The following is a 24,399-nucleotide window of genomic DNA, read 5'->3' as shown; positions in this document are numbered from 1 at the left end:
TTTCCGTACTTTCGCAAGTGGGCACCCGGTGTACGGAAACCCACAGCCTGTGGACAACCGGACACCCCTCGAACCAATCGCGTTAACATGACGAGAAATCGTCCGGTACCCAGAGCGGACTGGAACGGGGAGGCCGCCGTCGCGTGAGTACATTCCAACAGCCGGATCCCCAGGACCGCCCCGCGCGGCTCACCGTCGGTGTCGTCGGTGCCGGCCGCGTGGGCCCCGCGCTGGCCGCGTCCCTCCAGCTCGCCGGGCACCGTCCGGTGGCCGTCTCCGGGGTCTCGGACGCCTCCCGGCGCCGGGCCGCGCAGCTGCTGCCCGACGTGCCGGTCGTCCCGCCCGCCGAGGTCATGGAGCGCGCCGACCTGGTGCTGTTGACCGTCCCCGACGACGCCCTGCCCGGTCTCGTCGAAGGGCTCGCCGAGACCGGTGCCGTACGGCCGGGACAGCTGCTGGTGCACACCTCAGGGCGATACGGCTCGAAGGTCCTGGACCCCGCCCTGCGCGTGGGCGCGCTGCCACTGGCCCTGCACCCGGCGATGACCTTCACCGGCACGCCCGTTGACGTGCAGCGTCTGGCCGGATGCTCCTTCGGCGTCACCGCGCCCGAGGAACTGCGGCTGGCCGCCGAGGCCCTCGTCATCGAGATGGGCGGCGAACCCGAGTGGATCGCCGAGGAGATGCGGCCGTTCTACCACGCGGCGCTCGCGCTGGGCGCCAACCACCTGGTGACGCTGGTCGCGCAGTCCATGGAGCTGCTGCGCGCGGCCGGTGTCGAGGCTCCCGACCGGATGCTCGGCCCGCTGCTCGGCGCCGCCCTCGACAACGCCCTGCGCTCCGGCGACGCGGCCCTCACCGGCCCCGTCGCGCGGGGCGACGCGGGCACTGTCGCGGCCCACGTCGAACAGCTGCGCAAGCACGCCCCGCAGGCCGTCGCCGGCTACCTGGCGATGGCCCGCACCACGGCGGACCGGGCGCTCGCCCACGGCCTGCTGAAGCCGGAACTCGCGGAGGACCTTCTCGGGGTACTCGCCGACGGGACAGACAGGACCGACGGCACCGAAGGGGACGCCCGATGACCACCGTCCTGCTGCGCACCGCCGCCGAACTGCGGGCCCGCGCGCGCGGAGGCCGCCGCGCCGTCGTGATGACCATGGGCGCCCTGCACGAGGGGCACGCCACGCTGATCCGCACCGCGCGCGAGATCGCGGGACCCGACGGTGAGGTCGTCGTCACGGTCTTCGTGAACCCCCTGCAGTTCGGCGAGGGCGAGGACCTCGACCGCTACCCGCGCACCCTGGAGGCCGACCTCAAGATCGCCGAGGAGTCGGGCGCGGACGTCGTCTTCGCGCCCGCCGTCGACGAGGTCTATCCGGGCGGCGAGCCCCAGGTCCGGGTCAGCGCCGGACCCATGGGGGAGCGCCTGGAGGGCGGTGCGCGGCCCGGCCACTTCGACGGCATGCTCACCGTCGTCGCCAAGCTGCTCCACCTCACCCGCCCCGACGCGGCGCTCTACGGCCAGAAGGACGCCCAGCAACTCGCCCTGATCCGCCGGATGACGCGGGACCTGAACTTCGGCATCGAGATCGTCGGCGTGCCCACCGTGCGCGAGGAGGACGGGCTGGCCCTGTCCAGCCGCAACCGCTACCTCTCGCCGACCGAGCGGCGCACCGCCCTCGCGCTGTCCCGCGCGCTGTTCGCGGGCGGCGACCGGCACGCGGCGCAGGAGGCACTGCGCGCCCGGGCCCGTGAGGTGCCCGCCACGCGTGCGCGTGCCGAGGCCCTGAGCGCCATAGGGGAGTCCCGGGCCGCCGCCGACACCCACGCCGTCGCCAAGGCCGCCCCGGGCGGCCCCGCGACCGTCCGCGCGGCCGCCCGGCTGGTCCTCGACGACGCCGCCCGTCTGGATCCGCCGCTCGCCCTGGACTACCTGGCGCTCGTCGACCCGTCCGACTTCACCGAGATCGAGGACGACTTCACCGGCGAGGCAGTTCTCGCCGTCGCCGCCCGGGTCGGGACGACCCGGCTGATCGACAACATTCCCCTCACCTTCGGAGCCGCCTCGTGACCAGCACAGGCATACGACTGCACGCGCCCGCCCCCGGATGGTCCATCACCGCGGACGTCGTGGTCGTCGGCTCCGGAGTCGCCGGCCTCACCGCGGCCCTGCGCTGCGAGGCCGCCGGCCTGAACACGGTCGTCGTCACCAAGGCCCGCCTCGACGACGGCTCCACCCGCTGGGCGCAGGGCGGCATCGCCGCGGCCCTTGGCGAGGGCGACACCCCCGAACAGCACCTGGACGACACGCTCGTCGCGGGCGCGGGCCTGTGCGACGAGGAGGCCGTACGGCTCCTCGTCACCGAGGGCCCCGACGCCGTCCGCCGGCTGATCGAGACGGGCGCCCACTTCGACGAGTCCGCCGAAGGACGACTGGAACTCACCCGCGAGGGCGGCCACCACCGCCGCCGCATCGCGCACGCCGGCGGCGACGCGACCGGCGCCGAGATCTCCCGGGCGCTCGTCGAGGCGGTCAACGAGGCGATGCCGACAGGCACGCGCGCGCGAGGGCTGCGCACGATCGAGAACGCGCTCGTCCTGGACCTGCTCACGGACGCCGACGGCCGTACCGCCGGAGTGACCCTGCACGTCATGGGCGAGGGCCAGCACGACGGCGTGGGTGCCGTGCACGCCCCCGCGGTGGTCCTCGCGACCGGCGGCATGGGCCAGGTCTTCTCGGCGACCACCAACCCGTCCGTCTCGACGGGCGACGGAGTGGCGCTCGCCCTGCGCGCGGGCGCGGAGGTCTCCGACCTCGAGTTCGTGCAGTTCCACCCCACCGTGCTGTTCCTGGGCGCGGACGCGGAGGGCCAGCAGCCCCTGGTCTCCGAGGCGGTCCGCGGCGAAGGCGCCCACCTGGTGGACGCCCAAGGTGTGCGCTTCATGGTCGGCCAGCACGAACTGGCCGAACTCGCGCCGCGGGACATCGTCGCCAAGGGCATCATGCGCCGCATGCAGGAGCAGGACGCCGAGCACATGTTCCTGGACGCCCGGCACTTCGGCGCCGACATGTGGGAGCACCGCTTCCCGACGATCCTCGCCGCCTGCCGCGCCCACGGCATCGACCCGGTCCACGAGCCCATCCCGATCGCCCCGGCGGCCCACTACGCCTCCGGCGGCGTCCGCACCGACGAGCACGGTCGCACCACCGTTCCCGGCCTCTACGCGTGCGGCGAGGTCGCCTGCACCGGCGTGCACGGCGCGAACCGGCTCGCGTCGAACTCCCTCCTGGAAGGGCTGGTCTACGCCGAGCGCATCGCCGCCGACATCGCGGAGAGCCGCGCCGTGAACGGTCTCCACGCGCGCGTGCCCGCGCCGGTCGAGCACCCCGAGACGCCCGCCCACCCCCTGCTCGCACCGGAGTCCAGGTTCGCGATCCAGCGGATCATGACGCGCGGCGCGTGCGTCCTGCGCTCCGCCCAGTCCCTGGCCACCGCCGCGGACGCCCTCCAGCGCCTGCACGCCGACGCCCGGGGCGCCCTCGACGAGAACGGCAAGACCGCCGAGCCCGGCGTCGACACCTGGGAGGCCACCAACCTCCTGTGCGTGGCCCGCGTCCTGGTCGCCGCCGCGCGCCTGCGCGAGGAGACCCGGGGCTGCCACTGGCGCGAGGACCACGCCGAGCGCGACGACACCGCGTGGCGCCGCCACATCGTCGTACGGCTCAATCCGGACCGCACACTCGCCGTACACACCACCGATACCGCAGACTTCCCCCCGACCCGGCAGCACCGCCAGCGCCTTCAGGAGCAGTGACAGAAGTGAGCACCCCCGACCTTCCCCTCGTCCAGAGCGGCGGCTGCGGCGACGGCTGTGCCTGTGGCGCCGACGCCGGCGTCGGCGGCGAGGAGTACCTGGAGTGCGGGCTCGACCCCGCGCTCGCCCAACTCCTGGCCGACGCGGGACTCGACCCCGTGGAGGTCGAGGACATCGCCAACGTCGCCATCCAGGAGGACCTCGACCAGGGCGTGGACGTGACGACCGTCGCGACCATCCCCGAGGACGCCGTCGCCACCGCCGACTTCACCGCGCGCGAGGCCGGCGTGGTGGCCGGCCTGCGGGTCGCCGAGGCCGTCGTCTCGGTGGTCTGTACGGACGAGTTCGAGGTCGAGCGGCACGTGGAGGACGGCGACCGCGTCGAGGCCGGGCAGAAGCTCCTGTCGGTCACCACGCGTACGCGTGACCTCCTGACCGCCGAACGCAGCGCGCTCAACCTCCTGTGCCGCCTGTCGGGCATCGCGACCGCCACGCGCGCGTGGGCGGACGTCCTGGACGGCACCAAAACCCGTGTGCGGGACACCCGCAAGACGACGCCCGGCCTGCGCTCCCTGGAGAAGTACGCGGTGCGCTGCGGCGGCGGCGTCAACCACCGCATGTCGCTGTCCGACGCGGCCCTCGTCAAGGACAACCACGTGGTCGCCGCGGGCGGCGTCGCCCAGGCCTTCAAGTCCGTACGTGAGGCCTTCCCCGAGGTGCCGATCGAGGTCGAGGTCGACACCCTGCACCAGCTGCGCGAGGTCGTGGACGCCGGAGCCGACCTGATCCTGCTCGACAACTTCACGCCGGGCGAGTGCGGGGAGGCGGTGGCCCTGGTACACGGCCGCGCGGCCCTGGAGGCCTCCGGCCGGCTCACCCTGGGGAACGCCAAGGTCTACGCGGACACCGGCGTCGACTACCTCGCCGTAGGGGCCCTCACCCACTCCTCGCCGATCCTGGACATCGGCCTGGACCTGCGCGAGGCGGAGTAGCGCGATGCTCCTCACGATCGACGTGGGCAACACGCACACGGTTCTGGGTCTGTTCGACGGCGAGGACATCGTCGAGCACTGGCGGATCTCGACGGACGCCCGTCGCACCGCCGACGAGCTGGCGGTGCTCCTGCGGGGCCTGATGGGCATGCATCCGCTCCTCGGCGACGAGTTGGGGGACGGCATCGACGGCATCGCGATCTGCGCGACCGTGCCGTCCGTGCTGCACGAGCTGCGCGAGGTGACACGGCGCTACTACGGCGACGTACCCGCGGTCCTCGTCGAACCCGGCGTGAAGACGGGCGTGCCGATCCTGACCGACAACCCCAAGGAGGTCGGCGCGGACCGGATCATCAACGCGGCGGCCGCCGTCGAGCTGTACGGCGGGCCCGCCATCGTCGTGGACTTCGGTACGGCGACGACCTTCGACGCGGTGTCCGCGCGCGGGGAGTACGTCGGCGGTGTCATCGCGCCCGGTATCGAGATCTCCGTGGAGGCCCTCGGCGTGAAGGGGGCGCAGCTGCGGAAGATCGAGGTGGCGCGACCGCGGAGCGTGATCGGCAAGAACACGGTCGAGGCGATGCAGGCCGGGATCATCTACGGGTTCGCGGGCCAGGTCGACGGTGTGGTGAGCCGGATGGCGCGGGAGCTGGCGGACGAACCGGAGGACGTGACGGTCATCGCGACGGGCGGGCTCGCGCCCATGGTGCTCGGGGAGTCCTCGGTGATCGACGAGCACGAGCCGTGGCTGACGCTGATCGGCCTGCGGCTGGTGTACGAGCGGAACGTCTCGCGGATGTGACCCGCGGTGCGGGCCGGCGCACCTCTGGACGCGATCTGAGGGCTTGAGGGCGCACGTCCGGGTGGGTGGCCACGGGCGCCACACCCGGTGCCCTTATGTCAAATTTGTCTGATTAGCGCGTATCGTCGCCGCATGCCCACGCCATACGGATCCCGCGGCGGCATGGCGTTCGGTGTGGAGGAGCTGCGTGTGCTCCGCCGCGCTCTCGCCCTCGCCATCCACCCCACGCCCGCCCCGGCCGAGGACGTCCAGGACTGTCTCCGCCTAGCCGAGTCCCTCGACGAGGCGACGCGTGAGGGCGCACGGCTGCGTGCCTTCCTGGTGGCCGACCTCGCCCGGTACCGCGCCGCCCTCCCCGGCACCGCCGCCGGCTATCTCACGCTCCTGGAGGAGGCACTGGGCGCCGGATACCGCCCGGACCCCGACGACCTGGCCGCGCTCCGGGCCCTGCGCGGCAACCCCGTCGCGGCCGTCCTCCTCGACCGCTGCCAGGCGCTGGCCGAACAGGACGTACGGGCCCGTCTGGCCCGCGGTGCCGCTCGCCGGGCCGTCCCGGCCACCCCGACCGTCCCCGCCTCCCGTACGCGCCTCCTGGCCCTCCCCGGAGGCGGTTCCGCTGCCACCGAGCACCCGGCCGGACGGCGCGGCGCCGAAGAGCGGGCCAAGAGCCACGCGAAAGCCTCCGCCGGGGTTCTTTCCACGGATTCCGCCAAGGAGCCGGCGAAGGAACCGGCCAAGGATCCGGACAGGGGGCCCGGCCGAAAGCCCCCGCAGAAGCCCGCCGAGCGGCCCGAGCGGCCGGAGCGGCCCGCCGCCCCCAGGCCGGCGTCCCCCGCCGCCCCGAAGCCGTCCCGCCCCATCCCCACCCCGGGCGAGGTCTTCCCCCGTCGCAAACCGACCACCCCGCCGCCCGCCGGCCCTCCGCAGCAACTGGCCGCGGGCTGAGGCGTCCGTCGCCGCCCTGGTTCCCGGGGGACGCTCCGCCCCACTTCGCCCCACCCCGCCCCGGGCGTCCCCCGGCCCGTGGCTACTCTGGACGCATGGACTACGTCTCCGCGCTCGTGCCGCCGGTCGTCATGGCCGTGTTCTTCATCGGTCTGATCAGGGTGATCGTGAAGACCCAGGGCGGGGCCAACAAGGCCAAGGAGGACGCGGCCGTCGACGCCGCCCTCGCGCGCGCGGAGAACGTCCGTCAGAGCTCCGCGAGCAGCGACGCCTGAGCGGTAGCCGCACGGGGCGGTGACGGTCGTCCCGCCCGCTTACGGCAGTGCGTCATGGGCGTACGACTCCGAACTTTCCCGAGTCGTCCGCCCTTTTTGCGCTTGTTTGCCGGTGTAGTGCACGTCCGTCAGGCCAATACCGGGATCTCCCACTATTGTGCTGAACTGTGCCTCGCCCATTGGGAGAACTCGAAGACGCGGTCATGACGCGGGTGTGGAAGTGGAACCGCCCGGTGACCGTTCGAGAAGTCCTGGAAGATCTCCAGCAGGAACGGTCCATCGCGTACACCACGGTGATGACCGTCCTGGACAATCTCCATCAGAAGGGCTGGGTGCGCCGCGAGGCGGAAGCCCGGGCCTATCGATATGAGGCGGTCTCCACCCGGGCCGCGTACGCCGCGGCGCTGATGAACGACGCCTGGTCCCAGAGTGACAACCCGGCCGCGGCTCTCGTCGCGTTCTTCGGCATGATGAGCGAGGAACAGCGGCATGCCCTGCGAGATGCCGTACGCATGGTCCAGGGTCCGGAATCATCAGAAGCCCCTCCCGGCCCACCCCCCGATACCGCCGGGACGAACCCCGGCTCGGCACCGGAGGGCGACGAGCGATAGCGTCCGCTCATGTCAGCAGAGAGCTCAGCGGAGAGTCCGTCCGCGGAGAGTCCCGAAGTCACCGCAAAAGCCATCACCGTCCGGCGGGCCCGCACCGGCGATGTCACGGCCGTGCGTAGCCTCCTTGACGCCTACGTCCGTGACCGCATCCTGCTCGACAAAGCGACGGTGACCCTTTACGAGGACATCCAGGAGTTCTGGGTCGCCGAACGGGACGACAACGCCGAGGTCGTCGGCTGCGGCGCCCTGCATGTGATGTGGGAAGACCTCGCGGAAGTCCGCACTCTCGCGGTGAAGGGCGGCTTGAAGGGGGCCGGTGTCGGCCATCAGTTGCTGGAGAAGTTGCTGCACACGGCACGCTGGCTCGGTGTTCGCCGCGTTTTCTGTCTGACCTTCGAAGTGGACTTCTTCGGCAAGCACGGCTTCGTCGAGATCGGCGAGACGCCCGTCGACACCGATGTCTACGCGGAGCTCCTGCGTTCCTATGACGAAGGCGTGGCGGAGTTCCTCGGTCTCGAACGAGTGAAACCGAACACCTTGGGCAACAGTCGGATGCTTCTGCATCTGTGATCGCCAAGGCGTGCCATGGGTCGACAAGGTCAGATGGGGAAGACCAATTCCGCCCGGCCCGGGCCCTGCCCAGGTTCCCTATGTCCGAAACGCACATGTTTCCGGACTGTGGGAGGTCGGTCGATCCCTCCCGGGGTTTGTGTTTTTCCAGCAAAAGCGGTTTGCTTTCCGACGTACTGCAGTACTGCATATAACAGGGGACGGCGAAACGGCGGACGCCGCAGACCCCCGGTCCTCAAGTTATGGATGAAAGGAAATCCGGTGGCACAGAAGGTTCAGGTCCTTCTTGTCGATGACATCGACGGAGGCGAGGCGGACGAGACCGTCACGTTCGCGTTGGACGGCAAGACCTACGAGATCGATCTCACGACCACCAATGCGGACAACCTGCGTGGTCTTCTTGAGCCTTACGTGAAGGGTGGTCGCCGCACTGGGGGCCGTGCTTCGGGTGGACGCGGAAAGGCGCGTGCCGCTTCCGGCGGCAGCCAGGACACCGCGCAGATCCGCGCTTGGGCGAAGGACAACGGTTACGAGGTCAATGACCGCGGCCGCGTTCCGCAGACCATTCGTGAGGCTTACGAGAAGGCCAACGGCTGATCGAGGTATCCGGCTCGGTGCGGATCCGGCCCGAAGTGGTGCCTGGCTCAGTGCCGGGCTTGGGGGACGGCCGACGGCCGGGCGCACGGGTGTCGCAGCCGCAGGCGGTGACACTGCGTTGCCACGGTGCTCAGAACGCGTACGAGATCGGGGGCGCCCCCACCGCCCCCCATGGCCGACAGCGTCGGCAGCGAGGCCTCGACCTCGCACCCGGGCTCGGGGGGCCGCACCCACACGGCGGCTCCCTGCACGGCCCCGAAGCGGCCCTGGGAGAGCGAGCGCACCCCGGCAGGTCCCGGGGGCGAGGGAAGCCGTGGAGCGGCTTCGTGGAGCGGCCGGGTCACCGCCGCCTGCTCGGGCTCATCGAGAACTGTCTTCCCGGGCCGTGCGTAGAGCAGCCCCGCCTGCCCCGGCTCGCAAAGCAGCCCCGCCTGCCCCGTCTCCGGCGGCGAGGGCGCGTCCAGTACCCCTCCCTCGCCGATCATCGTGAGGTCGAGCGGCAGCGTGCCCCACTCCAGCCAGTGCAGCACCCCCGGCAGCTCCTCCGCGCTGCCCGCGGCCACCAGGATTCGCATCCGGTGGCCCTGCAGGGCCACGGGGGACGCTGCGGCCAGGTGACGCAGCGCCGCTCGTCCCGCCTCGGCCGGCACATCCAGAACGTCGAAGCGCAGGCCCACCGAGAGCTGTACCGGGGCCCCGGGGATGCCTGGAGTTCCGTGCTGTCCGAGCTGTCCGGGCGGCGCGGGCACTGTCGGCCAGCCCAGTTCGTTCTCGTACCACCGGCGGATCCGGTCGCTCGGATCGAGTGGTCGACGGGGGAGCGGAACCGTGGGGGATCCGGTGGTTACTGGGGGGAGGGTGCCAACCATGCCAAGTGCAACAGTCGAAGAGGCACGCGAGTTACGATGCGTGCCCTTTCGTATGCGAAGAGTGCTGAAGCGGGGGCGTTCGGGCGTGCGGGGAGGCGTGAGGTTGTTCGCCCATAGCGGAGCGAACCGGTGTGCGCGGCATGGAGTGTGTCAGTCCCAGCGGGTAAGACATCCCTAGTGGGAGGGGGCGACACGCAGGAGAGGCCGTCTCACGTTCGCCATCGGCGTACTGATGGTGAGGGTAACTGCCTGGCCTGCGGGAACATCGTCTCGCACCATCGGGTTGGAGCAGATGTCGGCGTTCGGGGTCAGGAGGCCATCGACGGTGTCGGCAGTTGGAATGAGCGGTCCCCGCTTGCGGGACTAAGCTGCGGAAGGACAGGGAGGGGAAGTTCCCCCCACTGCCTGACCGCTCTGAGGAGCGATTAACGATGTTCGAGAGGTTCACCGACCGCGCGCGGCGGGTTGTCGTCCTGGCTCAGGAAGAAGCCCGGATGCTCAACCACAACTACATCGGCACCGAGCACATCCTCCTGGGCCTGATCCACGAGGGTGAGGGTGTCGCCGCCAAGGCCCTTGAGAGCCTCGGGATTTCGCTCGAGGCGGTCCGCCAGCAGGTGGAGGAGATCATCGGCCAGGGCCAGCAGGCCCCGTCCGGGCACATCCCCTTCACCCCCCGTGCCAAGAAGGTCCTGGAGCTGTCGCTCCGGGAGGCTCTTCAGCTGGGCCACAACTACATCGGCACGGAGCACATCCTGCTCGGCCTGATCCGTGAGGGCGAGGGCGTCGCCGCCCAGGTCCTGGTCAAGCTGGGCGCCGATCTCAACCGGGTCCGGCAGCAGGTCATCCAGCTGCTCTCCGGTTACCAGGGCAAGGAGACCGCCACCGCCGGCGGCCCTGCCGAGGGCACCCCCTCGACGTCCCTGGTCCTCGACCAGTTCGGCCGGAACCTCACCCAGGCCGCTCGTGAGTCCAAGCTCGACCCGGTCATCGGGCGCGAGAAGGAGATCGAGCGGGTCATGCAGGTGCTGTCCCGCCGTACCAAGAACAACCCGGTCCTGATCGGTGAGCCCGGCGTCGGCAAGACCGCCGTCGTCGAGGGCCTCGCCCAGGCCATCGTCAAGGGCGAGGTGCCCGAGACCCTCAAGGACAAGCACCTCTACACCCTGGACCTCGGCGCGCTGGTCGCCGGCTCCCGCTACCGCGGTGACTTCGAGGAGCGCCTGAAGAAGGTGCTCAAGGAGATCCGCACCCGCGGCGACATCATCCTGTTCATCGACGAGCTGCACACGCTGGTCGGTGCGGGTGCCGCCGAGGGCGCCATCGACGCCGCTTCGATCCTGAAGCCGATGCTGGCCCGCGGTGAGCTGCAGACCATCGGTGCGACCACGCTGGACGAGTACCGCAAGCACCTGGAGAAGGACGCGGCCCTGGAGCGCCGCTTCCAGCCCATCCAGGTCGCGGAGCCGTCCCTGCCGCACACGATCGAGATCCTCAAGGGCCTGCGGGACCGCTACGAGGCCCACCACCGTGTCTCCATCACGGACGAGGCGCTGGTGCAGGCCGCGACCCTGGCCGACCGGTACATCTCGGACCGCTTCCTGCCGGACAAGGCGATCGACCTGATCGACGAGGCCGGCTCCCGGATGCGCATCCGCCGGATGACCGCGCCGCCGGACCTGCGTGAGTTCGACGAGAAGATCGCCGGCGTCCGCCGCGACAAGGAGTCCGCGATCGACTCGCAGGACTTCGAGAAGGCCGCCTCCCTCCGCGACAAGGAGAAGCAGCTCCTGGCCGGCAAGGCCAAGCGGGAGAAGGAGTGGAAGGCCGGCGACATGGACGTCGTCGCCGAGGTCGACGGCGAGCTGATCGCCGAGGTCCTCGCGACCGCCACCGGCATCCCGGTCTTCAAGCTGACCGAGGAGGAGTCCTCGCGTCTGCTGCGCATGGAGGACGAGCTCCACAAGCGGGTCATCGGCCAGATCGACGCCGTCAAGGCGCTGTCGAAGGCGATCCGTCGTACGCGTGCCGGTCTGAAGGACCCGAAGCGTCCCGGTGGTTCGTTCATCTTCGCCGGCCCGTCCGGTGTCGGTAAGACCGAGCTGTCCAAGGCGCTCGCCGAGTTCCTCTTCGGTGACGAGGACGCGCTGATCTCCCTCGACATGTCGGAGTTCAGCGAGAAGCACACGGTGTCGCGTCTCTTCGGTTCGCCCCCCGGCTACGTGGGCTACGAAGAGGGTGGCCAGCTGACCGAGAAGGTCCGCCGCAAGCCGTTCTCCGTCGTCCTGTTCGACGAGGTCGAGAAGGCCCACCCGGACATCTTCAACTCGCTGCTGCAGATCCTGGAGGACGGTCGCCTGACCGACTCCCAGGGCCGGGTCGTGGACTTCAAGAACACGGTCATCATCATGACGACCAACCTCGGCACCCGGGACATCTCCAAGGGCTTCAACCTGGGCTTCGCGGCCTCGGGTGACAAGAAGTCCAACTACGAGCGCATGAAGAACAAGGTGTCGGACGAGCTCAAGCAGCACTTCCGTCCCGAGTTCCTCAACCGCGTCGACGACGTGGTCGTCTTCCCGCAGCTGACCCAGGACGACATCCTCAAGATCGTCGACCTGATGGTCGGCAAGGTGGACGAGCGCCTCAAGGACCGGGACATGGGCATCGAGCTCTCCCAGGCCGCCAAGGAGCTGCTGTCCAAGAAGGGTTACGACCCGGTGCTGGGTGCGCGGCCGCTGCGCCGCACCATCCAGCGCGAGATCGAGGACACGCTGTCGGAGAAGATCCTCTTCGGCGAGCTGCGTCCCGGTCACATCGTGGTCGTGGGCACCGAGGGCGAGGGCGAGGCCCAGACCTTCACCTTCCGCGGTGAGGAGAAGTCGGCGCTGCCGGACGTCCCGCCGATCGAGCAGGCGGCCGGCGGAGCCGGACCGAACCTGAGCAAGGAGGCGTAAGCCTCACGGCCGTAGGCCGGGGAAAGGGGCCGGTGCTTTCGAGCACCGGCCCCTTTCGCATGCCCGCGGGTGGTTACGACAACTGACCGTCGTAGTCAGGAAGTTTGTACGTCTTCTCGGCGTGGCCGCCCGACAGGTCGGTGGCGCTGTTGCCGATGTTCGCGATGATCGTGTAGCCCTTGGACTCGATGTCGACGCGCTGGGCGGTCTTGTAGGTGGCGACGTCCTTGAAGAGGTCGCCCAAGCCGCGGACGTAGAGCCCGGACACCTGGTAGCCGACGGTCTTGAGGTTGTAGTCGGTCACGCCGGAGATGATTCCCGGGCGGGCGGTGACGAAGTACAGCGAGACGCCGTGCTCCTGGGCGTATTCGGCGACGTCCAGGACCGGCTTGTTGGCGGGCTGCGGATAGCTGAAGCCGAAGTCGGTCTCCAGCGTGGTGTTGTCGACGTCGAAGACGATCGCCTGCTTCTCGCCCGGCTTGGTGGCCGCTATGCGCTGCTTCAGATAGGGCAGCGCCTGGTCCATGACGACCTGGCAGTCCTGCTGCCAGGTGGCGTAGTCGACATCCGCGGCCGCGGCGGCCGAGGCGGTCGTGGAGGTGTTCGTGGTCGTCGTCGCGGCCTCGGCGGGGACTGCCAGCGCCATGAGGGCGGCGGCGGAGGCGGCGGTGACGGCTGTGCGGCGCGCCCAAGGGCGTCGTCTTGTCATGTGGGGGGTTCCTCTCACGTCCGGACGTTCTGCAGTATTCGGATGCATGTTCGTGGGTGAGGGTGGCGCGAGGGGAACCGTAGGGTTACTGAGGGGTAAGTAGCTAGAGACGGGCGTCACATTTTGCGGGATTCCTGAAGCTGACTGATGGTCAGAACCCTGAGCGGGAGCCCTAGTTGGCCGAAGCGATACAGGGAGTCGATCCATCCGCCCTCCCCCTGGGCCCTGTTTGGGCGGCGGAGTAGCCGCCGTCACATTCTGAAGCCCGATGATCTCGCGGTCCCGTGATATGCCGCACAGGCGATTTGTCCGTTACTAGGGGGAATAGTGGAAAAGCAGAAATGCGCAAAAAGGACATTTGATATGTAACCCACGGGTCGGCCTTGCCGTCCTGGGCTGGTTTATCCCTGATGGGCGTTCTGTCAATAAGCATCAAGCTTTTGAATGAAATACTAGTTTCGTTCGTAGATAGCTGATTTGGGGTGATCTGGGACCGGCGGTTACCAAGGGATGGCCCATCCGGCAGGCGCTTGTGCGCCGGGTGGTCTTTCTGTCCCCGTACCCGTGAGGTTCTGATGTCCCAGCGTGTCTTGTCCCGTTCTTCCCGTGCGTCCCTTCTCCGTGCCCGCGCGGCCGTTCTCGTCGTCGGCCTGGGAGCGTCGGTCGCGCTGGGGGCCGGAGTCGCGGCCGCCGCCGATGTCACGTCGGCGGCCTCCACCGCCGGCGCCGTCCAGGCGCAGTCCGTCGCGCAGGCGAAAACCGCCAAGACCACCGCCGCCGAGCAGGCGAAGGCGAAGGCGCAGGCCGCGGCGAAGAAGGCCGCGGCGAAGAAGGCGGCCGCCAAGAAGAAGGTCTCCTGGATCGACCCGGTGCGGAAGTACACGCTGTCCGCGAAGTTCGCCCAGGCCGGCGGTATGTGGCAGCACAAGCACAGCGGGCAGGACTTCGCTGTGCCGAGCGGTACGCGCGTCATGGCCGCGCACGGCGGCACCGTCGTCAAGGCGGGCGGCAACGGCGCCGGTGACGGTCCCGCGTACGGCAACGCCATCGTCATCAGGCACGGCAACGGGACGTACTCCCAGTACGCCCACCTGTCGCGGATCGACGTGAACATCGGCCAGATAGTCAAGACCGGTCAGCGCATCGCCCTGTCCGGCAGCACCGGCAACTCCAGCGGCCCGCACCTGCACTTCGAGATCCGCACCACCGCCAACTACGGCTCGGCCATCGACCCGGTCAAGTTCCTGCGCGCCAAGGGCGTCCACGTCTGAGGCCGCCGCCTCGGGGTGGCCCCGGATCGCTCCGGTCCCGGGCCGTTCCAGGCCCTCAGGCGCCCTTGTGTGCCTGGGTCACCAGGTCCGTAGCCACGTCCAGGACCGCCTTGCGCTTTTCCTCGGGGGTGGCGTCCAGGTCCTGGAGCAGGAACATCCCCGCGTGCATGGTGAAGAGAGCGCTGACGCAGCGGACCTGGTCGGCCAGGTCCGCGTCCGGGTCGACGATGATCTCGCGCAGGCCCTGCATGCGGTCCTTGAAGGTCTCGCCGACCCGCAGCTCACGTACCGTCGCCTGGTTCTCCTGCATGAAGCGGAACAGTGGCGTCGCGCCGGCCAGGATCTCGCTGTAGCGCCGCACTATCTCCTTCTTCGTCTCCAGGGTGTGCGGCTGCTGCCTGCCCCACTCGATCAGGTCGAGGATGGGTTGCGTGCGGTCCTCGAAGATGCTGACGAGGATCTCTTCCTTGGTCTTGAAGTGGTAGTACAGGGCCGCCTTGGTGACGTCGAGGCGCTCCGCGATCTCGCGCAGGGAGGTCTTCTCGTACCCCTGCTCGGCGAAGAGTCCGAGTGCCACGTCCTGGATGCGCTGGCGGGTGTTGCCGCGGCGCTGCTGCTTGGGGCCGTCCATGATGCCGCCCATCCTCGCGTTCCTCGACTTTCCACGAAACTTACTTGACGACCGGCTAGTTGCGCGTCTACCTTCCCCTTAGTGTAGTCAACTAGCCGGGCGGCAAGTAAGTAGGAGTCCCGGCCGCAGTACCAGGGGAGTGGGAAACGATGGCGGACACAGAGACGGCCGGCCCCGTCGACGCGGTGGCGGAGAAACAGCCCAAGAGCGTGCGGGTCGTGCTGCTCGCGCTCATGATCACGATGATGCTCGCGATGCTCGACAACATGATCGTGGGCACGGCGATGCCGACGATCGTGGGTGAGCTCGGCGGACTCGAACACCTTTCGTGGGTGGTGACCGGGTACACGCTCGCGACCGCCGCCTCCACCCCGCTGTGGGGCAAGATCGGCGACATGTACGGGCGCAAGGGCGTCTTCATGAGCTCGATCGTGCTGTTCCTGATCGGGTCGGCACTGAGCGGCATGGCCCAGGACATGGGGCAGCTGATCGGCTTCCGCGCGATTCAGGGCCTCGGCGCCGGTGGTCTGATGGTCGGCGTCATGGCGATCATCGGCGACCTGATTCCGCCCCGCGAGCGCGGCAAGTACCAGGGCATGATGGCGGGCGTCATGGCGCTCGCGATGATCGGCGGGCCGCTGGTCGGCGGCACCATCACCGACCACTGGGGCTGGCGCTGGGCGTTCTACATCAACCTGCCGCTCGGCGTGGTGGCGCTGGCCGCGATCAGTGCCGTACTGCATCTGCCGAAGAAGCGGGCGCAGGCGCGGATCGACTATCTCGGCGCCGGTCTGCTGACCGTCGGCATCACCTCCATCGTGCTCGTCACCACCTGGGGAGGCTCGGAGTACGCCTGGACGTCCGCGCGGATCATGGAATTGATCGGCATCGGCGTCGCCTCGCTCATCGGGTTCGTGTTCTGGCAGACCAAGGCCGCCGAGCCGGTCGTGCCGCTGCACATCTTCCGCAGCCGCAACTTCACCCTGATGTCGCTCATCGGCTTCATCACCGGCTTCGTGATGTTCGGTGCGACCCTCTTCCTGCCGCTGTACCAGCAGTCGGTGCAGGGCGCGTCCGCGACCAACTCCGGGCTGCTGCTCCTGCCGATGCTCGGCGCCATGCTGGTCACCTCGATGGTCGCGGGACGAGTGACCACCAACACCGGCAAGTACAAGATCTTCCCGGTCGTCGGCAGCGTCATGATGGTCGTCGGGCTGTATCTGCTCTCGACGATGGACACCGGTACTACCCGGTTCACCTCCGGGGTGTTCATGGCTGTCGTCGGTCTCGGCATGGGCTGCCTGATGCAGATCACCATGCTGGTCGCGCAGAACAGCGTGGAGATGAGGGACATGGGTGTCGCGTCCTCGTCGACCACCCTGTTCCGTACGCTCGGCTCCTCCTTCGGTGTCGCGATCATGGGCGCGCTGTTCAACAACCGGGTCAACGACGTCATGTCCGAGCGGGCCGGGGCGCTGGGCTCCAAGGTGACCGAGCAGTCCGCGCAGCTGGACGCGGCGAGCCTGGCGAAGCTGCCGGAAGCGGTGAGCGAGGCGTACAAGCACGCGGTGTCGTCCGGCACGCACTCGGCGTTCCTGCTGGGAGCGAGCGTCGCCGTGGCCTCGCTGCTGGCGGCCGTGTTCGTCAAGGAGGTTCCGCTGAAGGGAGCGGGACCGCAGAAGGCGGACGAGGATTCGAAGGGCGACGGTTCGACGGACGGTGTGGCGGCGAACTCGCCGGTCGTCGAGGCCGTCTGAACTCGCGACTGATCTCTCGATGAGCAGAAGGCCCCCGGACGGTGTCCGCCCCGGGGGCCTTCGTCATGTCCGGAGCTCGCACGAGAATGTCCGGAGCCCGCGCGAAAGTGTCCGGAGCCCGCACGAGACCGGTCCTGTCCGGCGGGGGCCGTCGGCGAGCGAGGGCGCCTTCCCACGGACGACTGTCGCGGTGACGTGACCACGCGACCTTCGAGGCGCGCGGCGTCGAATTCATCCAGGCCGCAGGAGTTCATGCAGGCCGCAGAAGTGGCCGTACGGCATCGAGGCGATCGCCCGCGACGACAACGGCAACCGGCAACCGGCAACCCGCACCCGCCGAGCCGCCGCGGCAAGCAGCTCGACTACTCGAAGGACCTCGACCGCTGAGCCGCTGGAGAAACTACGGCAGCATCGGATAGCTGCCCGTGTTCGTCGGCGCGTGTTCCGGCAGCCACAGCACGGCCACCGCCCCCTCCGCCGGTACGTCCTCGGGCGCGCCCACCGGTCGTACGTTGCGGAAGGTCAGCCGGGCCCCCAGCACCCTGGCCTGCCCGTCCGCGATGGTCAGGCCCAGCCCGTGGCCGCGGCCGGAGCGGTCGGTGCTGCCCGTGCGGAAGCGGCTCGGCCCCTCGGCGAGCAGGTGCTCGGGGAACCCGGGGCCGTGGTCGCGGACCCGGATCACCCGGCCCTCGACGGTGACCTCGATCGGCGGTCTGCCGTGCCGGGCCGCGTTGGCGAGCAGGTTGAACAGCACGCGCTCCAGGCGGCGCGGGTCGGTGGTGACCTCCGACTCGTGCACCACCCGCACCTCGATCGCGGGGTCCTTCGCCACCACCCGTCGGCTGATGAACTCGCCCAGCAGGATGTCCTGCAGCTCGGCCCGTTCGGAGGCGCCGTCGAGGCGGGCGACCTCCAGGACGTCCTCGACGAGGGTGCGCATGGCCTTCGCCCGGTCGAGGACCAGCTCCGTCGGGCGGCCCGGGGGCAGCAGTTCGGCGGCGGTCAGCAGTCCGGTCACCGGGGTGCGCAGCTCGTGCGCGATGTCGGCGGTGACCCGGCGCTCCGCCTCCAGCCGCTGCTGCAACGCGTCCGCCATGGCGTCCACCGCCCTCGCGAGATCGTCGGTCTCGTCCCGTACGACCCCGCCGATGGCGTCCCGCACCCGCACGTCCGCCTCGCCGTTGGCGACCTGGTTCGCCGCGGCCGCCGCCTTGCGCAGCCGGCGCGAGAGCTGCCCGCCGATGAGTACGCCGAGCGCGCTGCCGCCGAAGACGACCGCGATGGAGCCGATCACCAAGGCCTGGTCGAGGTCCTTGAGGATGTCGGTGCTGCGGTCGGTGAACCCGGTGTGCAGGGACAGCACATGCCCGCCCTTGACCGGTACGGCCGCCCAGATGTCCGGCACCCCGCCCGGCCGGTCCGACACATAGGTCGCCCGGCGCCCCTGCTCGACCTTCGCCCGCAGCTCCCCGGGCAGACCCGGGTCGTCGATCTTGATGCTGGGGAAGTTCGGCCGGTCGGACAGCTCGTAGTTGCGCTGGGCGATCTGGACGCGCTCGTCGGCCAGGTCACGCGCGTTGTCCAGCATCGACACACGCGCCGCGTTGTGCACGACGAGACTCAGTGCGATCGCCACCAGCGCACCGACCAGCGCGATGGCCGCGCTCAGCTTCCAGCGCAGGCCCGTACGCAGGCCCAGTCTGTCCATGACAGCTGTGCCCGGTCGCCGAAGGTTCCTCCCCCGCATATCTCTGATACCCCTGCTCAGGCCTTCAACTTGTAGCCGAAACCGCGGACCGTCTCGATCCGGTCCTGGCCTATCTTCGTGCGCAGCCGCTGCACATGGACGTCCACGACCCGGGTGTCACCACCCCAGCCGTAGTCCCACACCCGCTCCAGGAGCTTGTCGCGCGAGAGCACCGTGCCCGGCGCGGTGGAGAACTCGAGGAGCAGCCGCATCTCGGTCGGCGTCAGCGCCACCGGCTGCCCGGCCCGGCGCACCTCCATGCCCTCGGTGTCGACCTCCAGCTCACCGAAGGCCAGCAGGCCACCGCCGGCCGCCAGGGCCCCGGACTCGTCCGTACGGTCGCCACCGCCGGCGTGTCCGAAGCGGCGCAGCACGGCGCGGATCCGGGCGACCAGGACCGCGCCGTCGAATGGCTTGGTGACATAGTCGTCGGCGCCCGCCTCCAACCCCAGTACGACGTCGATGGAGTCGGCACGCGCCGACAGCATGATCACCGGGACGGTCGACTCGTCCCGGATACGGCGGCACAGGCTCACCCCGTCGAGCCCGGGCACCATGACGTCCAGCAGGGCGATGTCGGGGCGGTCCGCGCGGAACGCGTCAAGGCCCGACAACCCGTCGGGCATGGCGGTGACCGCGAAACCGTTCCGCTCCAGGGCGAGCTGGGTGGCCTCGCGGATGACGTCGTCGTCCTCGACGAACAGAACGTGGGTCTGGTCTGCCATCCGTCGCTCTCTGTTCTCGGTCCTCGTGTCGTGCCGTCACGCGGTGATCGGATCGGCGGGCCCGGTCGGTTCACGCCGTCATGGATCCATCTTCATGTCCGTCGTCAAGGAGTCGTCAGCCGGGTCAGCCGGATCGGCCCGGGGCAGCCGGGTCAGTCGGCCGTCGCCGGTGTGGGGCTGTCCTCGGACGTCTTTCCGTAGTCGTTGCGCGAGCTGTACGTCTGGGCGAAGCGGCTTCCGCTCCAGTGGTATGTGATCACGGTCTCGCCCGACGGAGCCGACACCGGGTCGCCCCTCTCGTACACCTGCTTGGTCACCACCAGATCGCCGCGGTCGATCTCCGCGTAGACCGGCGGCTCCTCGGCCTTGAAGACGTTCTGGTACGAACCGTCCTGCTCGCGATACACATACGAGCCGATCCCGACCGCGTCCCCGCAGGTCAGCACGTTGACGACGACGTCGTCCACCGAACCTCCGGTCAGGTCGCCGTACGACACGTCCACCGGGTACTGGTCGGCCACGCACGGCTTCAGCTCGCGCTTGACCTCCGCGGAGACCGCCGGATCGGCCTTGACGAGCCGGACGGCGTCCGCGCGGTCGGTCGTCCGCGCAGGGGACGGCGAGGGCGACGGAGAGGCTTTGGCGCCCGTCACCGTGTCGGCGTGCGCCGGGCCCTCGTCGCGTGCGCCGGTGCCGCCGGTGCCGCACGCGGACACGCAAAGGGCGAGGGCGGCGAGCACGGCCACCGCCGTGATCGCCGCCTGCAAAGCCCCCCGGGCGGGTGTGGGCCCCGGCGGGCGGGGGTCGCCGTCGTCGGGATCCCCGCCCGTGTGCCCGGTGCCGCTGGCCCTCGTGCCTAGGCCGCGCAACGCTCCCGCTCCTCACGCTCCAGCGCGCGTGCGTCCAGATCGCGACTCTCCAGCTCCTCGCGGAGCCGGGCGAGCGCCCGGTGCAGCGTGCTCTTGACCGTTCCGGCCGACATGCCGAGTGCGGCGGCCGTCTCCTCCGTGGACATCTGCTCCCAGTGTCGCAGCACGACCACGCTGCGCTGCTTGGGGGCGAGGACCTTCATGATGTCCATCAGCAGGGCGCGGTCCGCGTGCTGCTCGGTGGCGTCGTCGACCGAGGCGTCCGGGAGCTGCTCGGTCGGCACCTCCTCCAGCTTCCGCGCCCGCCACCACTCGGTGCGGGTGTTGATCATCACCCGGCGCAGGTAGGCGTCCGCGAGCCGCTTGTCCGCGATCCCGTCCCAGCGGCCGTACGTCCGCACCAGCGCCGTCTGGAGCAGGTCCTGCGCGTCGACCGGGTCCGGGACCAGCCGGCGTGCGCTGCGCAGCAGCGCGTCCTGCCGGGTGCGGACGTACTCCTCGAACTCGAGCACCTCGCCCTGCGCCATGTCGACCGCCTCCTGATCCCCGTGTCCGCCGGCTTGTTCACCGTCGGTCCGTCCTTCGTCGTCCCGGGTCCGCCGGGTACGCAACTGAAGCTACGGAGTTGTTGTCACGGGGCTGTGCGAAGCAGCGCGCGGCTAGCACTCGGCTGTCCGTCGGTTGTGTAACAGAAGTAGGGACGGGGTAAGACGGCACACCAATTGGCGTTGATATAGGGGGATTTGGCATCAGCTTCGTGTCAACGGCAGTCGATACAAACCACCCGGGAGGGGTTCCACCAGACCGTCCGAGACCAGACCGTCCAGTGCCCGGGCGCGCTGCACCGGCTCATGCCACACCCGGTCCAGGGCCGGCTGCGGGACGGGCCCGCGCGCGTCGCGCAGTACGGCGAGCAGCCTGCCGCGGACCTGCCGGTCCGTACCGGCGTACGTCTGACCCCGGCGCGGCGGACCCTCGTGCTCCGGCTTGCCGGCGAGCCGCCAGGCGCACTGTGCGGCGATCGGGCAGCGGGGGCAGCTCTCGTTCTTGGCGGTGCAGACGAGTGCGCCCAGCTCCATGGACGCGGCTGCCCAGCGCGCGGCCGTCCTCTCGTCCTCGGGCAACAGCGAGCGGGCCAGCTTGCGTTCGGCGGCGGTGGTGGCGTTCGGCGGGTATCGCACGCCGGTCACGGCCCGGGCGAAGACCCGGCGGACGTTGGTGTCCAGTACCGCGTGCCGCTGCCCGTAGGCGAAGGAGGCGACGGCGGCGGCCGTGTACTCGCCGATGCCGGGCAGCGCCAGCAGCTGGGCGTGGTCCGTCGGTACGTCACCGCCGTGCCGTTCCGTTATGGCGACGGCGGCGCCGTGCAGCCGCAGGGCGCGGCGCGGGTAGCCGAGCCGGCCCCAGGCGCGCACGGCCTCGCCCGGCGCGTCCTCGGCCAGGTCGGCGGGGCGCGGCCAGCGGGCCAGCCACTGCTCGTAGACGGGCAGGACGCGGTTCACCGGCGTCTGCTGCAACATGAACTCGCTCACCATCACCCCCCACGGGCCGGCCTCGGGGCGCCGCCACGGGAGATCGCGGGCGTGCTCGTCGAACCAGTCGATGACGGGGGTGTGGAGCGGCTCGCCGAGGGCGTCGCCGACGGGGCTGTTCACGGGGTGCGGGGACTTCGTGGGCACAGTCATGGCCTTCCGATCCTGCCATGACGAAGGGCGCGCACGTGTGTTCCCCGGGGGGCGCGCGCTGGTGTGTTCCGGAGCCGGGGGAGTGTGAGGGGGCGTCCGTCGGCCTGTCGGCGAGGTCGGCCGGCCGACGGGGTGGTGGGGCGGCCGGTCGGCCGAATCCGGTGGGTCCGCGGGGAGGTTGTGGGGTCATGGCCGGGCTGGGGGACCGGTTACCGGGTGCTCGCGCGGGGCCAGTGCGGGTTCGGCGCCGTCAGGTCACCGGCCGACCCGACGCATCGCGCAGCCCCTGGTCACAGACCGTGATCGATCGAGGGGTGTCGTCACAGTTCGCGATCGTCACGTGCCGCTCTTGACGACGGACGAGGGCGGGACGGTTGGTTCCGGGATGATGATCCGGAAAAGTTGTGATCCACGGCGGCGGGTGGGACCAGCGCACGCGCCGATCTCTCGTACAGTTTGCGCCGTGGGATCTCTGCGCAATCCGGTCGGGCCGCTTCCCTCCTCCATCTACTGGCGACGGAGGGTCGTACTGGTGTCCGTGATGGCCCTGTTGGCGCTGCTGGTCGCCTGGATCGTCATGTCGGGCGGCGGAGGCGGCAACAACGGTGCCGACGGGTCCAACGACAAGAATCCCTCACCCTCGACGATCACTCCCGGGCCGACGGGTTCCGGGCCCGCGATCAGCCAAGCGCCCGGCGGGCGGGAGGAGTCGAGCGGCGGGGACTCCAGCGGCTCGGGGTCCGGTGACGGTTCGGGTGACGGTTCGGGTTCGGACGCCGGGTCCGGTTCGGGTGGCTCCGGCGGGTCGAACGGCTCGGAAGGTTCGGGCGGCGGGACGGCCGGTGGCGGTTCGGGCGGCAGCGTCGGCACCGGCGACGCGCTCCCGGCGAGTTCCACGCTTCCCAACTGCGCCGCCAGCGCCATGAAGTTGACCGTGCGCAGCCTCCACAACACGTACGGGCCCGGTGCCACGCCCGCCCTGCTGCTCACCGCGACGAACTCGTCCGGCGGTGACTGCAAGGTCGATCTCGGCCCGAAGAACGCGGTGTTGACGATCACTCAGGCGGCCGGCGAGGACGACTACTGGTCCTCGGCGGACTGCCCGAAGCCCTCCGGAAACCTGGTGTTCCGGGTGCCGGCCGACAGCAGCATCACCTACACGGTGAAGTGGGACCGCAAGCCCAGCGCTCCCGAGTGCGCGACTCCGCCGAAGGGGTCGGCCGGGGCCGGGACGTACCTGGTGGAGGCGAAGACCCCCGGCTTCGGGACCGTCCAGACGTCGTTCGTGCTGGAGAACGACTGAGGCGTGCCGGAGAAGTCTGAGGCGCGTCGGAGATGACTGAGGCGCGCCGACGACGCTTGAGGCGTAGTGGCGAACGTCTGAGGCATGCCGGCGAACGTGTTCGCCGCGTGCCTCAGAGCCTGAGGGGCACGCCCTAGACGTAGCGCTCCAGGATCGACGACTCCGCCAGCCGGGAAAGCCCCTCCCGCACGCTCCGTGCCCGCGCCTCGCCGACGCCGTCCACGGTCTGCAGGTCGTCCACGCTCGCGGCCAGCAGCTTCTGCAGGCCGCCGAAGTGCTCCACCAGCCGGTCGATGATCGCGCCCGGCAGCCTGGGCACCTTCGCCAGCAGCCGGAAGCCCCGCGGGGACACCGCCGAGTCCAGCGCCTCCGGTGAGCCGGTGTAGCCCAACGCCCGTGCCACCGTGGGTAGTTCGAGCAGTTCGGCGTGGGTGAGCGCGTCGAGCTCGTACAGCGCCTCCTCGACCGTGCGGGAGCGCTTCGCGGTCGGCTCGGGGACGTAGTCCCGGACGACCAGCTCACGCTCGGGCTCCACGCCGGCGATCAACTCGTCCAGCTGCAATGCCAGCAGCCGCCCGTCCGTGCCGAGCTCCACCACGTACTCGGCGATCTCGGTGGCGATACGGCGGACCATCTCCAGGCGCTGGGCCACGGCCGAGACGTCCCGGACGGTCACCAGATCCTCGATCTCCAGCGCGGACAGCGTGCCCGCGACCTCGTCGAGGCGGAGCTTGTAGCGCTCCAGGGTCGCCAGCGCCTGGTTGGCGCGGGACAGGATCGCCGCCGAGTCCTCCAGGACCCGGCGCTGACCGTGGACGTACAAGGCGATCAGCCGCATCGACTGGGAGACCGAGACGACCGGGAAGCCGACCTGCTTGCTCACCCGGTCCGCGGTGCGGTGCCGCGTGCCCGTCTCCTCGGTGGGGATCGTCGGGTCGGGGAGCAGTTGGACACCCGCCCGAAGGATCTTCGACAGGTCGGAGGACAGCACGATGCCGCCGTCGAGCTTGCACAGCTCCCGCAGTCGCGTCGCGGTGAACTCGACATCCAGGACGAAACCGCCCGTACACATCGATTCGACGATCTTGTCGGAGCCGAGCAGGATGAGGCCGCCGGTGTTGCCGCGCAGGACCCGCTCAAGGCCGTCGCGCAGGGGTGTACCGGGAGCCACGGCGCTCAGTGAGGCACGCATCATGCCATCGGCACCGGAACTCCCGCCGGACTTTCCGGGAGCTGCTGCCCGGTCGTTGGCTGCCACTGCACTCCTC

General features: G+C 70.0%; 24 protein-coding genes. 15 read left to right on the top strand and 9 right to left on the bottom strand.

Going from position 1 to position 24,399, the window contains the following annotated elements:
• Window positions 1-143 precede the first annotated feature (143 nt).
• From AB0H86_RS36385 to AB0H86_RS36340, 10 genes are all read left to right on the top strand, one after another.
• Complete coding sequence (locus tag AB0H86_RS36385) at window positions 144-1,082, top strand: DUF2520 domain-containing protein (RefSeq protein ID WP_362448988.1); 939 nt, start codon at window positions 144-146, stop codon at window positions 1,080-1,082.
• Window positions 1,079-2,071 (top strand): pantoate--beta-alanine ligase, encoded by a 993-nt coding sequence (gene panC / locus AB0H86_RS36380; protein ID WP_362448986.1) that lies wholly within the window; start codon window positions 1,079-1,081, stop codon window positions 2,069-2,071. Before AB0H86_RS36385 ends, panC begins: the two co-directional genes overlap by 4 nt.
• Window positions 2,068-3,816 carry an L-aspartate oxidase gene (locus AB0H86_RS36375; protein ID WP_362448984.1) on the top strand — a complete coding sequence of 583 codons (1,749 nt, stop codon included), beginning with the start codon at window positions 2,068-2,070 and terminating at the stop codon, window positions 3,814-3,816. Before panC ends, AB0H86_RS36375 begins: the two co-directional genes overlap by 4 nt.
• 5 nt (window positions 3,817-3,821) lie before the next feature.
• Window positions 3,822-4,808, top strand: a complete 987-nt coding sequence (nadC, locus tag AB0H86_RS36370; RefSeq protein WP_362448982.1) for a carboxylating nicotinate-nucleotide diphosphorylase — start codon at window positions 3,822-3,824, stop codon at window positions 4,806-4,808.
• Window positions 4,809-4,812: 4 nt separating this feature from the next.
• Complete coding sequence (locus AB0H86_RS36365) at window positions 4,813-5,610, top strand: type III pantothenate kinase (protein ID WP_362448980.1); 798 nt, start codon at window positions 4,813-4,815, stop codon at window positions 5,608-5,610.
• A gap of 162 nt (window positions 5,611-5,772) precedes the next feature.
• Complete coding sequence (locus AB0H86_RS36360) at window positions 5,773-6,555, top strand: hypothetical protein (protein ID WP_362449165.1); 783 nt, start codon at window positions 5,773-5,775, stop codon at window positions 6,553-6,555.
• A 95-nt stretch (window positions 6,556-6,650) separates the two neighbouring features.
• Entirely contained in the window at window positions 6,651-6,830 is a 180-nt protein-coding gene (locus AB0H86_RS36355) for a hypothetical protein (protein WP_362448978.1), read from the top strand.
• Window positions 6,831-6,997: 167 nt separating this feature from the next.
• Window positions 6,998-7,441 (top strand): BlaI/MecI/CopY family transcriptional regulator, encoded by a 444-nt coding sequence (locus AB0H86_RS36350; protein WP_362448976.1) that lies wholly within the window; start codon window positions 6,998-7,000, stop codon window positions 7,439-7,441.
• 9 nt (window positions 7,442-7,450) lie between these two features.
• Window positions 7,451-8,011, top strand: coding sequence for an amino-acid N-acetyltransferase (locus AB0H86_RS36345; protein ID WP_362448974.1), 561 nt, complete (start codon window positions 7,451-7,453; stop codon window positions 8,009-8,011).
• Between the two features lie 261 nt (window positions 8,012-8,272).
• Window positions 8,273-8,608 (top strand): Lsr2 family protein, encoded by a 336-nt coding sequence (locus tag AB0H86_RS36340; protein WP_362448972.1) that lies wholly within the window; start codon window positions 8,273-8,275, stop codon window positions 8,606-8,608.
• A gap of 47 nt (window positions 8,609-8,655) precedes the next feature.
• On the opposite strand, the gene AB0H86_RS36335 is transcribed toward AB0H86_RS36340, so the two are convergent.
• The gene (locus tag AB0H86_RS36335) at window positions 8,656-9,477 is read right to left on the bottom strand and encodes an SCO3374 family protein (protein ID WP_362448970.1); all 822 of its coding nucleotides are present in this window, start codon (window positions 9,475-9,477) and stop codon (window positions 8,656-8,658) included.
• A gap of 431 nt (window positions 9,478-9,908) precedes the next feature.
• Between AB0H86_RS36335 and AB0H86_RS36330 the strand changes: the two genes are divergently transcribed.
• Window positions 9,909-12,434, top strand: coding sequence for an ATP-dependent Clp protease ATP-binding subunit (locus AB0H86_RS36330; RefSeq protein WP_362448968.1), 2,526 nt, complete (start codon window positions 9,909-9,911; stop codon window positions 12,432-12,434).
• A gap of 73 nt (window positions 12,435-12,507) precedes the next feature.
• On the opposite strand, the gene AB0H86_RS36325 is transcribed toward AB0H86_RS36330, so the two are convergent.
• Window positions 12,508-13,143 carry an HAD family acid phosphatase gene (locus AB0H86_RS36325; RefSeq protein ID WP_362448966.1) on the bottom strand — a complete coding sequence of 212 codons (636 nt, stop codon included), beginning with the start codon at window positions 13,141-13,143 and terminating at the stop codon, window positions 12,508-12,510.
• A gap of 575 nt (window positions 13,144-13,718) precedes the next feature.
• Between AB0H86_RS36325 and AB0H86_RS36320 the strand changes: the two genes are divergently transcribed.
• Window positions 13,719-14,414, top strand: coding sequence for a M23 family metallopeptidase (locus AB0H86_RS36320; protein ID WP_362448964.1), 696 nt, complete (start codon window positions 13,719-13,721; stop codon window positions 14,412-14,414).
• A 55-nt stretch (window positions 14,415-14,469) separates the two neighbouring features.
• On the opposite strand, the gene AB0H86_RS36315 is transcribed toward AB0H86_RS36320, so the two are convergent.
• Window positions 14,470-15,057, bottom strand: a complete 588-nt coding sequence (locus AB0H86_RS36315; RefSeq protein ID WP_362448961.1) for a TetR/AcrR family transcriptional regulator — start codon at window positions 15,055-15,057, stop codon at window positions 14,470-14,472.
• Between the two features lie 137 nt (window positions 15,058-15,194).
• Between AB0H86_RS36315 and AB0H86_RS36310 the strand changes: the two genes are divergently transcribed.
• Both AB0H86_RS36310 and AB0H86_RS36305 read left to right on the top strand, forming a co-directional pair.
• Window positions 15,195-16,802, top strand: a complete 1,608-nt coding sequence (locus tag AB0H86_RS36310) for an MDR family MFS transporter (RefSeq protein WP_362448959.1) — start codon at window positions 15,195-15,197, stop codon at window positions 16,800-16,802.
• Window positions 16,803-17,054: 252 nt separating this feature from the next.
• Window positions 17,055-17,189 carry a hypothetical protein gene (locus AB0H86_RS36305; protein ID WP_362448957.1) on the top strand — a complete coding sequence of 45 codons (135 nt, stop codon included), beginning with the start codon at window positions 17,055-17,057 and terminating at the stop codon, window positions 17,187-17,189.
• 13 nt (window positions 17,190-17,202) lie between these two features.
• On the opposite strand, the gene cseC is transcribed toward AB0H86_RS36305, so the two are convergent.
• The 5 genes from cseC to AB0H86_RS36280 form a co-directional block, all read right to left on the bottom strand.
• Window positions 17,203-18,510: a two-component system sensor histidine kinase CseC gene (cseC, locus tag AB0H86_RS36300; RefSeq protein ID WP_362448955.1), complete on the bottom strand. Its 1,308-nt coding sequence runs from the start codon at window positions 18,508-18,510 to the stop codon at window positions 17,203-17,205.
• 56 nt (window positions 18,511-18,566) lie between these two features.
• On the bottom strand, window positions 18,567-19,274 hold the full coding sequence (gene cseB, locus AB0H86_RS36295; protein WP_362448953.1) for a two-component system response regulator CseB: 708 nt from the start codon (window positions 19,272-19,274) through the stop codon (window positions 18,567-18,569).
• A 152-nt stretch (window positions 19,275-19,426) separates the two neighbouring features.
• Window positions 19,427-20,041, bottom strand: a complete 615-nt coding sequence (locus AB0H86_RS36290) for a hypothetical protein (protein ID WP_362449163.1) — start codon at window positions 20,039-20,041, stop codon at window positions 19,427-19,429.
• Window positions 20,042-20,130: 89 nt separating this feature from the next.
• On the bottom strand, window positions 20,131-20,670 hold the full coding sequence (locus tag AB0H86_RS36285; RefSeq protein ID WP_362448951.1) for a SigE family RNA polymerase sigma factor: 540 nt from the start codon (window positions 20,668-20,670) through the stop codon (window positions 20,131-20,133).
• A 222-nt stretch (window positions 20,671-20,892) separates the two neighbouring features.
• Entirely contained in the window at window positions 20,893-21,828 is a 936-nt protein-coding gene (locus AB0H86_RS36280; protein ID WP_362448949.1) for an A/G-specific adenine glycosylase, read from the bottom strand.
• A 463-nt stretch (window positions 21,829-22,291) separates the two neighbouring features.
• Between AB0H86_RS36280 and AB0H86_RS36275 the strand changes: the two genes are divergently transcribed.
• A complete protein-coding gene (locus tag AB0H86_RS36275; RefSeq protein WP_362448947.1) occupies window positions 22,292-23,131 on the top strand; it encodes a hypothetical protein in 840 nt (279 codons plus the stop codon).
• Window positions 23,132-23,264: 133 nt separating this feature from the next.
• Here AB0H86_RS36275 and disA read toward each other — a convergent pair whose 3' ends face one another.
• Window positions 23,265-24,389, bottom strand: a complete 1,125-nt coding sequence (disA, locus tag AB0H86_RS36270; RefSeq protein ID WP_362448945.1) for a DNA integrity scanning diadenylate cyclase DisA — start codon at window positions 24,387-24,389, stop codon at window positions 23,265-23,267.
• Window positions 24,390-24,399 lie beyond the last annotated feature (10 nt).

The sequence above is a fragment of the Streptomyces sp. NPDC050997 genome (genome assembly GCF_040660135.1).
In the GTDB taxonomy this organism is placed as follows: Bacteria; Actinomycetota; Actinomycetes; order Streptomycetales; family Streptomycetaceae; genus Streptomyces.
This window is presented reverse-complemented; position numbering and strand designations above follow the sequence as displayed.

Bases quoted from the DNA above. Each gene is read 5' to 3' on its own strand.
- AB0H86_RS36345 (WP_362448974.1), top strand. From the start codon at position 7,451: ATGTCAGCAGAGAGCTCAGCGGAGAGTCCGTCCGCGGAGAGTCCCGAA.
- AB0H86_RS36365 (WP_362448980.1), top strand. From the start codon at position 4,813: ATGCTCCTCACGATCGACGTGGGCAACACGCACACGGTTCTGGGTCTG.
- AB0H86_RS36310 (WP_362448959.1), top strand. From the start codon at position 15,195: ATGGCGGACACAGAGACGGCCGGCCCCGTCGACGCGGTGGCGGAGAAA.
- AB0H86_RS36355 (WP_362448978.1), top strand. From the start codon at position 6,651: ATGGACTACGTCTCCGCGCTCGTGCCGCCGGTCGTCATGGCCGTGTTC.
- AB0H86_RS36315 (WP_362448961.1), bottom strand. From the start codon at position 15,057: ATGGGCGGCATCATGGACGGCCCCAAGCAGCAGCGCCGCGGCAACACC.
- AB0H86_RS36335 (WP_362448970.1), bottom strand. From the start codon at position 9,477: ATGGTTGGCACCCTCCCCCCAGTAACCACCGGATCCCCCACGGTTCCG.
- AB0H86_RS36280 (WP_362448949.1), bottom strand. From the start codon at position 21,828: ATGACTGTGCCCACGAAGTCCCCGCACCCCGTGAACAGCCCCGTCGGC.
- AB0H86_RS36360 (WP_362449165.1), top strand. From the start codon at position 5,773: ATGGCGTTCGGTGTGGAGGAGCTGCGTGTGCTCCGCCGCGCTCTCGCC.
- AB0H86_RS36305 (WP_362448957.1), top strand. From the start codon at position 17,055: ATGCAGGCCGCAGAAGTGGCCGTACGGCATCGAGGCGATCGCCCGCGA.
- AB0H86_RS36330 (WP_362448968.1), top strand. From the start codon at position 9,909: ATGTTCGAGAGGTTCACCGACCGCGCGCGGCGGGTTGTCGTCCTGGCT.
- panC (WP_362448986.1), top strand. From the start codon at position 1,079: ATGACCACCGTCCTGCTGCGCACCGCCGCCGAACTGCGGGCCCGCGCG.
- AB0H86_RS36320 (WP_362448964.1), top strand. From the start codon at position 13,719: ATGTCCCAGCGTGTCTTGTCCCGTTCTTCCCGTGCGTCCCTTCTCCGT.
- cseB (WP_362448953.1), bottom strand. From the start codon at position 19,274: ATGGCAGACCAGACCCACGTTCTGTTCGTCGAGGACGACGACGTCATC.
- cseC (WP_362448955.1), bottom strand. From the start codon at position 18,510: ATGGACAGACTGGGCCTGCGTACGGGCCTGCGCTGGAAGCTGAGCGCG.
- AB0H86_RS36325 (WP_362448966.1), bottom strand. From the start codon at position 13,143: ATGACAAGACGACGCCCTTGGGCGCGCCGCACAGCCGTCACCGCCGCC.
- AB0H86_RS36285 (WP_362448951.1), bottom strand. From the start codon at position 20,670: ATGGCGCAGGGCGAGGTGCTCGAGTTCGAGGAGTACGTCCGCACCCGG.